Raw genomic sequence first — 3,841 nt, forward strand, 5'->3', positions numbered from 1 at the left:
CCTGGTCATCGTGGCCGACTACGACTGCGACGGCGCAACCGCCTGCGCCGTGGGCGTGCGTGGCCTGCGCATGCTGGGCGCCCAGAACGTGGACTACCTGGTGCCCGACCGCGTGACGGACGGTTATGGCCTCACCCCGCCCATCGCCCGGCGCGTGGCCGAGCGCGGCGCCGATGTGCTGATCACCGTGGACAACGGCATTGCCAGCGTGGAGGGCGTGGCCGAGGCCAAGGCCCTGGGCCTGCAGGTGCTGGTGACCGACCACCACCTGCCCGGCCCCGCGCTGCCTGCAGCCGATGCCATCGTCAACCCCAACCAGCCTGGCTGCACATTCGAGAGCAAGTCCATGGCCGGCGTGGGCGTGATGTTCTACACACTGCTGGCACTGCGCGCCGAACTGCGCGCGCGCGGCGTGTTTGACGCCGCCACGCAACCCAAGCTCGACCCGCTGCTCACCCTGGTGGCGCTGGGCACCGTGGCCGACGTGGTCAAGCTCGACGCCAACAACCGCCGCCTGGTCGCCCAGGGCCTCAAACGCATTCGCATGGGCCAGATGCCCGCAGGCATCGCCGCGCTCTTCCATGCCGCAGGCCGCAAGGCGCCAGCTGCCACCACCTTCGACTTTGGTTTCGCATTGGGCCCGCGCATCAACGCCGCAGGGCGCCTGGCCGACATGACACTGGGCATCGAATGCCTGCTGACCGACGACGCAGGCCGCGCCGCCGAGCTGGCCGCCACGCTGGACGGCATCAACCGCGAGCGCCGCGAGATCGAGGGCGGCATGCGCGAGCAGGCCATGCTGATGGCAGAGAGCCTGTTTGACGAGCGCGAAGAGCCACCGCCCGCCATCAGCGTGTTCGACCCCGACTTCCACGAGGGCGTGGTCGGCATCGTGGCCAGCCGCATCAAGGACAAGCTGCACCGCCCCACCTTTGTGTTTGCCGCCAGCAGCGCGCCGGGCAAGGAGCATGAGCTCAAAGGCTCGGGCCGCTCCATCCCCGGCTTTCACCTGCGCGACGCGCTGGACCTGGTGGCCAAGCGCCATCCGGGCGTGATCCTCAAGTTTGGCGGCCACGCCATGGCGGCGGGCTGCACCGTGGCCGAAGAATCGTTTGACGTGTTCGAGCAGGCCTTCGCCCAGGTCGCGCAGGAATGGCTGGACGCCGCCACCCTCACCCGCCGCATCGAAACCGACGGCCCGCTGGCCCCCGAGTACTGCCGCGCCGACATCGTGGACACCTTGCACCGCGAGGTCTGGGGCCAGGGTTTTGCGCCGCCCACCTTCAGTGAAGAAGTTCAGGTGCTGAGCCAGCGCCTGGTGGGCGAGGCCAAGAACCACCTGTCCCTGAAGCTCATGCACCAGGGCAACCCCGTGGACGCCATCTGGTTCGGCCACACCGAGCAGTTGCCCGCGCGGGTGCTGCTGGCCTTCCGCCTGGATGTGAACGAATGGAAGGGCGAGCGCAAGGTGCAGTTTTTGGTGGAAGGCGCAGAGGTCTAGCCCGCTGCGCGGCGGGTCAGTCTTCAGAAGCTTTCCCAGTCGTCATCGCCTCCCTGCGCCGCCACCTTGCTGGCGGGCGCAGGGGCCTTGGCGGCAGGCAGGCGCGCAGGCGCTGGTGCTGGCGCGGGTGCTTTGGATCCAGCCGACGCCACGCGAGGAGCGCTGGCAGCCGCTTTGGCCGCAACGGGTCGGGGCGCAGGTGCTGCCCGGGGCGCTGCCGCCGGGGCCCGCGCGGTCACCGCACCCACGTTGAACACCGACACCACCTCCGCCAGCCGCTGTGCCTGATCGCGCATCGAGGCGGCTGCGGCGGTCGATTCCTCCACCAGCGCCGCGTTCTGCTGCGTCATCTGATCCAGGTGCGTCACCGCCTGGTTCACCTGGGCGATGCCGTCGCGTTGTTCCGTGGACGATGCCGTGATCTCTCCGATCAGGTCGCTCACCCGCTGCACGCTCGCCACAATTTCTTCCATGCTCTGACCTGCCTGTGCCACCTGGGCCGAGCCCGATTCCACGTTTTCCACGCTGGCGCTGATCAGGGTCTTGATTTCTTTGGCTGCCTCGGCGCTGCGCTGGGCCAGGTTGCGCACTTCGCTGGCCACCACTGCAAAGCCCCTGCCTTGTTCGCCCGCTCGGGCGGCTTCCACCGCAGCGTTCAGCGCCAGGATGTTGGTCTGGAACGCAATGCCGTCGATGGTGCCGATGATGTCGCTGATCTTTTTGCTGCTGTCGGTGATCTGCTGCATGCTGGTGACCACCTGGCCCACCACTTCGCCACCCCGCGCTGCGGCCTGGGCTGCGGTGCCTGCCAGCTGGTTGGCCTGGCGCGCCGTGTCGGCCGACTGGCTCACGGTGGCCGTGAGCTGTTCCATGCTGGCCGCCGTCTCTTCCAGGTTCGACGCCGTCTGCTCTGTGCGGGCCGACAGGTCGTGGTTGCCGTTGGCTATCTCCACCGATGCCGACGACACCGCATCCACCCCGTGGCGCACTTCGCTCACCACCGTGCGCAGCCGCGCCGACATGGCCGACAGCGAGCGCAGCATGTGGCCAAACTCGTCCTGGCGGGTGGAATGCAGCTCCTGGGTAAGGTCACCGGCGGCAATGGCGTCGATGGTCTCGACCGCCTGGCCGAGCGGTACGGTGATGGAATGCACCAGCTTCCAGGCCAGAAAAAGGCCCACCGCCATGAGTATCAGCGAGGTGACCACACCCCAGATCGCATATTCAATCCGGTGTGCAGTGGCGTCCGCACGGATCGTGTCTCGGCGCTTCTCCAGCGTAGCGACAAAATCGTCCTGGGTCTTGAGGTACTTGGTGACCAGGGGGGCAAACTCGTCATCGGCATAGCGCTGGGTGGCCACAGCATCGCCCGCGCCTTTCAGCTCCCAGGTTTTGGCGGTAGCGGCCAGCACGATCTTGCGCGCCTCCAGCACCTTGTCGAGTGCGGCTTTTTCCTCAGGCGCCGTGGCTGCGGCCACGATGGTTTCCTGCACCTTGTTGATGTTTCCGATGATCTCCTTGACCTTGGCGCCGTACTGCTCGGCCAGCACCGAGTCGGTGGTCACCGCGCCGCCCATGACCATGGTGACGGCGGTTTCGGTGGCGCCACGCCAGCGCACAGCCGATGAGATGCGGGCTTCGATCTCGACCACGGCATCGATGGCCGCAGACATGGCCGTGTTGGCCCGGTTCTGAGCAAAGCCCGAGAGCAGCAGCATGCCGATCATCAGACCCAGGAAGGCGCCCCAAAGCTTGCGGGAGACGCGGATATTGTCGAGTTGCATGGTTTGGATTTCCTCGTGGACCGGAGATGTTTCGTTCATGTTCTACGCATACCGCGCAGGTAACATTCGATTACATCAATAACAGGCCATAGCCTACGACAGCCCAGGGCGCTGCCGGGCCCGCCTCCCACCGGGGAATACCCGCATCCAGAAAGCGCCACAAATGCGCGAACGAAATATCCGCGAACACGATGAAGGGGCTCCCACCTTGCGACGCTACGCAGTGTTAGCCGTTTGGGGTACGCTTTTTACGACAAAAATGGCCGTCTCCGCCCTGTAGTATTGCCTTTTACGCTACATATTTAGGAGCAATCAAAGCCCAAGGACCGGGGCGAATCAGAAACTCTCCCATTCGTCGTCATTGCCGCCCGCGGTAGCCCGCGACGCCGCTGCAGGGGAGGACGAAGAAGCAGGCGCTGGTGCGGCCTTGGGCGCGGTAGGCGCCTTGCCAGCCAGCTTGGGGGCCACCGGCGCCTTGGCGGCGGCAGCTGCGGGCTTGCTTCCGGTGCCGCCCACCCGGGCCGCTGCAGGGGCGGGTCGGGGCGCAGGTGCTGCC

The 3,841-nt window shown here is 66.6% G+C and carries 2 protein-coding genes and 1 pseudogene; 1 reads left to right on the forward strand and 2 read right to left on the reverse strand.

The features are described 5' to 3' along the window. Positions 1-1,501, forward strand: a 1,501-nt coding sequence (gene recJ, locus DBR12_RS19080) for a single-stranded-DNA-specific exonuclease RecJ (RefSeq protein ID WP_233244903.1), incomplete at its 5' end; no start/stop codon positions are given. A 23-nt stretch (positions 1,502-1,524) separates the two neighbouring features. Here the strand turns inward: recJ and DBR12_RS19085 are convergent. Together DBR12_RS19085 and DBR12_RS22395 are read right to left on the reverse strand one after the other, a co-directional pair. Beyond that, positions 1,525-3,285: a methyl-accepting chemotaxis protein gene (locus DBR12_RS19085; RefSeq protein WP_108618697.1), complete on the reverse strand. Its 1,761-nt coding sequence runs from the start codon at positions 3,283-3,285 to the stop codon at positions 1,525-1,527. Positions 3,286-3,621: 336 nt separating this feature from the next. After that, positions 3,622-3,841: pseudogene (locus tag DBR12_RS22395) on the reverse strand (methyl-accepting chemotaxis protein); the annotation flags it as partial.

This window comes from Acidovorax sp. HMWF029, assembly GCF_003060895.1.
In the GTDB taxonomy this organism is placed as follows: Bacteria; Pseudomonadota; Gammaproteobacteria; order Burkholderiales; family Burkholderiaceae_C; genus Acidovorax.